The organism is Microbacterium sp. BF1, assembly GCF_019279095.1.
In the GTDB taxonomy this organism is placed as follows: domain Bacteria; phylum Actinomycetota; class Actinomycetes; order Actinomycetales; family Microbacteriaceae; genus Microbacterium; species Microbacterium maritypicum.
In genome coordinates this window covers 1-4,244 of the sequence record NZ_JAGYWT010000206.1, presented here as the reverse complement: position 1 = coordinate 4,244, position 4,244 = coordinate 1, and the positions used below count along the sequence as shown (strand labels likewise).

Here is a 4,244-nt window from a genome sequence, read left to right as displayed (position 1 = left end):
GTTCGTTCTGGCAGCGGCCGAACCTCTGCAATAGGGCGAGCAGGTGGTCGGACCAGACTTGTACGACCTCGACCGCGACGGTGACGGGATCGCCTGCGACTGAGACGGCTCCGCCCTACGCTGGAGCGTCTGCCTCATTCTCGAGGCGCCTTCCCCTGGAGCTCCATGTCTGCAACGACGGTCGATGATCGTGCCCGCTACCGGGCGAACCCGTCTGTACTGACGGCGCTGAAGAATCCGCGGATGCTGACCCGCGAGGTGCTGGCAGGTCTCGTCGTCGGACTCGCGCTCATCCCCGAGGCCATCGCGTTCTCGGTGATCGCGGGCGTCGACCCCAAGGTCGGGCTGTTCTCGTCGTTCATCATGGCGGTCTCGATCGCGTTCCTCGGCGGGCGGCCGGCGATGGTGACCGCGGCGACCGGAGCCGTCGCGCTCGTGATCGCGCCGGTCGCGCCGATGTACGGGCTCGACTACTTCATTGCGACCGTCATCCTCGCGGGCATCTTCCAGGTGATCCTCGGGGTGGTCGGCGTCGCGAAGCTCATGCGCTTCATCCCCCGCAGCGTCATGGTCGGGTTCGTGAACGCGCTGGCGATCTTCGTGTTCAGCTCGCAGTTCCCGCAGCTGATCGATGTGCCGTGGCTGGTGTATCCACTGGTGGCGCTCGGGATCGTCGTGATGCTGGTGATGCCGAAGATCACCAAGATCGTGCCGGCGCCGCTGGTGTCGGTGGTCATCGTGACGGGTGTCGTGCTCGCGTTCGGCATCACGGTGCCGACGGTCGGCGACCAGGGAGAGCTGCCGCGGAGCCTGCCCTCTCTCTTCATCCCGAACGTTCCGCTGACGTGGGAGACGTTCACGATCATCGCGCCGTTCGCACTCGGAGTCGCGGTGGTGGGCCTGCTGGAGTCGCTGCTCACCGCGAAGCTCGTCGACGAGATCACCGACACCCACTCGCGCAAGAGTCGCGAGGCGTGGGGGCAGGGTGTGGCGAACGTGCTGTCGGGGATCTTCGGCGGCATGGGCGGCTGCGCCGTGATCGGTCAGACCATGATCAACGTGAAGGCATCCGGCGCGCGGACCCGCATCTCGACGTTCTGCGCCGGCCTCTTCTTGTTCTTGCTGGTGGTCGTGTTCGGCGACTTCGTCGGGACGATCCCGATGGCAGCGCTCGTGGCCGTGATGATCATGGTCGCGATCGGGGCGTTCGACTGGCACAGCGTGCGTCCGTCGACGTTGAAGCGGATGCCGAAGAGCGAGACCTTGGTGATGGTCGCGACGGTGGTGCTGGTTTTGATCACGCACAACCTGGCAGTCGGGGTCGTCGGCGGGGTGCTGGTCGCGTCGGTGCTGTTCGTGCGGCGGGTGGCGCACTTCGTCACGGTGTCGCGTTCTGTTTCCGGTTCTGTGGCTCGTTATGTAGTCGACGGGGAGCTGTTCTTCGCATCGAGCAACGACCTGACGACGTTGTTCTCGTACTCAGACGATCCGTCGCGGGTCGTCATCGACCTGTCGGGGTCGCATGTATGGGATGCGTCGACCGTCGCGGCGCTGGATGCGATCGAGACGAAGTACCAGGCGTTGGGGAAGACGGTGGAGATCGTCGGGATGAATGAGAGTAGTCAGCGGATGCGGGGGCGGCTGACGGGTGGGTTCGAGTAGGTACCCTCGGTCACACCGCTAGGCAGCCTCCAGAATCCCCTCGTCGTCCCGGGTCCACGCAAGATTCGAGCTGTCGCGGAATGACATGGCCAGGACGCGGCGCTTCTTGGACTTCGTGACCGGACGGATCTCGTCATCGAATGAACGAAGCCGCGACGCGAACTCCCAGCCATACGCTTCCGAGCTCTCACCCAAGTAGTAGGCACCGGGCGGCAGGATCGTGAGAACGACAGGTCGGCGCTCGCGGGCTTGAGCATCCGTCACGCGCACCTCGACGTCGTAGATCGCCTGCTCGGAGGAGTTCACGACGACCACACCATACGTCGTCTCGTCCGCGATGCGGGAGGCGACCCAGGCGAAAACCTTGCTGGCCTGAGACTGTCTTTCACGAGCAGCTGCGGCTTCGTCGCGCCGCGCCTCGACGCCGAACAGCTGACGCGCGTGGCGTGCCGCCGCGATCGCCGCAAGCAGGGCGAAGATGGCGGTGAGCGCGGTGACGATGTCGGCGAGTGATCCCAGAGGCATGTGCCGAGGCTATGAAAGATGATCCGCGAGCGCGGCCGGGCGCGCGGCGGAGCAAACGCGATACACCAGCATGCTTCAGCAGCTGGCTAGTCCGCCGAAGGGGACTGCTTCGTGAAGACAAACTCGATAGCGGCATCGGGAGCAATGCTGGTGATGATGTTCGTGTAGAACGCTCGCGCTTGCTCTTCCAGCACGGGGCGGAAGCCCTCGATGTGGGTCACGACGGCTTCATCAGACAGTTCCTCCTCGACAAAGCTGAACTTGTCGATGGCAGGCGTCGTCCAGCTGAGAAGTCCGTTTGCCTCGGTTGCAGTTTCGAAGCGAGGGTTTGCGTACCCGAGGTAGATGAACTCCGGCATCGTGACACGGAACGCGTTCTCGCCGGTTCGCGCAACGGCGACATCGTCGCCCTCGATCCCGAACTTGGCGTCTACCTCGTATCGCACGAACATCACTCGTTCGCTACCGGGAATGTCGAAGAGCTCGAAGAAGCTCTGATTTTCGCGTTCTTCCTTGATCTCAGTTATGCCTGCTGTCAGAAGAATGACCTGCTGCTCGCGGGTGATCGATCGCAGCACTTGAGTGTCGCGCTCTTCGGTGGCTCCGAAGAATCTACCGATGAGAACCCCCGCGACTGCCGCCGCACCGACAAGGACGAGGACAAGCAGGACTCTTGCCCATGCTGGCGTCTTGGTCTGGGCCTTCGTTGTCATGTTCTCGTTTAAGCCGATCTTTTAGAATCTGAACTGGGCTAAGGATGAGCTATCGCAGCGAGGCGCACTCATCAGGGCTCTAGCGAGTCCACCTCAGCCACAGCGCCGACCCCCTCGGGAATGCCCTCTTCGGCATTCTTCTTGCCACGCTTTAAGAGCCCTGAGACCGCGCCAGCGGCTCCCGAGGCAGCACTACCGACAGCCTTGGCGGCGCCTCCCGCAGCCCCACTCACAGCCTTCGCGGCTCCACCGGCTGCCCCGCCTACCGCTTTCGCAGCCTCTCCAGCGGCGTTCGCGACGCCCTTCACGGCGGTTACCGCGCGCGCCTCATCGGGAATCCCATCACCGTCGATATCAACACTGCGGAACACGTCGGTAGAATCGACGATTTTGCCCCACACATTCTCTCCGAAGTCTTTTGCCGACTCAGATGCGGCGCGCATGGCGACGACTGCTTTCGAGGGATCCGGGATGCCGTCGCCATCGCTGTCTGTCAGCTCAAGCCAATCCGGCCACACCGCTGCCGGCTCGGAGAACCCGGCACGGCACGACTTCACGACGCCACTTCCGAAGTAGAAGCTGGTCGCTCCGCCGGCGACTGCGCCGATGACCGGGATCGCCTTGGAACTGATCTTGACTGCTCCCATGACAGTGCCCTGAGCGATGGCCTGCTTCGCTAGCACCATTGTCACCGGGACGAGAGCAGAGTCGGGGAGCTGCTGCGCGAGCAGGTCACCCCATTTCGGAGCGGCTCCACTGAGCGCACCTCCCGCTACGGCGCGCGCGCCGTTCACAGTCACGCCGACAGGTAGCGCCCCCAGCACGATCTCGGACACGCGGCTCTTCCGCTTCTCTCCGAGGAGCGCACCGAGAACGATCACCTTCGCCCGATCAGGATCGTCGACCGGGATGCCTCTCAGCTCTGCCATGCAGAGCGCAAAGAGCGCCGTGGTCTCGTAGAAAAAGATCAGGTCGGCAACGCCGAGCCCGAGCGCGACAGGGATGCCGACGGCGGGGATAGTCGAAGACATCCCGATGGCGGCGCTCGCGGCTGTCGTCGTCGCCACGTACTGAGACTCGATGGTCTTCATCACCTGCGCGGGAGTGGCTGCTGGGTTCTTGCGGCGCACTTCCTTGATGTAGGCAGCAACAGCGGGTCGCTGCACGGCGATCGCCCTGAAGACCTTGTCCTGGAAGTCATCCGGCAGTGCATTGGATGCCACAACGCCGCCTATGGTGCCGTTTTTCACGACTTCGTTATCTTTAGCCATCAGATCCCCCAGCGAGATTCTCGATCGATTGGTTGAGCGCCGCGGCGAGGGCCATCACTGCTCTAGTCGGATG

General features: G+C 63.5%; 4 protein-coding genes. 1 reads left to right on the top strand and 3 read right to left on the bottom strand.

Annotated elements, in window-relative coordinates; all coding sequences use genetic code 11:
• Positions 1 to 165 precede the first annotated feature (165 nt).
• Complete coding sequence (locus KZA10_RS08755) at positions 166 to 1,662, top strand: SulP family inorganic anion transporter (RefSeq protein WP_218682676.1); 1,497 nt, start codon at positions 166 to 168, stop codon at positions 1,660 to 1,662.
• Between the two features lie 18 nt (positions 1,663 to 1,680).
• Here the strand turns inward: KZA10_RS08755 and KZA10_RS08750 are convergent, their stop codons facing one another.
• From KZA10_RS08750 to KZA10_RS08740, 3 genes are all read right to left on the bottom strand, one after another.
• Positions 1,681 to 2,187, bottom strand: coding sequence for a hypothetical protein (locus tag KZA10_RS08750; RefSeq protein WP_218682675.1), 507 nt, complete (start codon positions 2,185 to 2,187; stop codon positions 1,681 to 1,683).
• Positions 2,188 to 2,273: 86 nt separating this feature from the next.
• Positions 2,274 to 2,900 (bottom strand): hypothetical protein, encoded by a 627-nt coding sequence (locus tag KZA10_RS08745; protein ID WP_218682674.1) that lies wholly within the window; start codon positions 2,898 to 2,900, stop codon positions 2,274 to 2,276.
• A 71-nt stretch (positions 2,901 to 2,971) separates the two neighbouring features.
• On the bottom strand, positions 2,972 to 4,150 hold the full coding sequence (locus KZA10_RS08740) for a hypothetical protein (protein WP_218682673.1): 1,179 nt from the start codon (positions 4,148 to 4,150) through the stop codon (positions 2,972 to 2,974).
• Between the last annotated feature and the right edge of the window lie 94 nt (positions 4,151 to 4,244).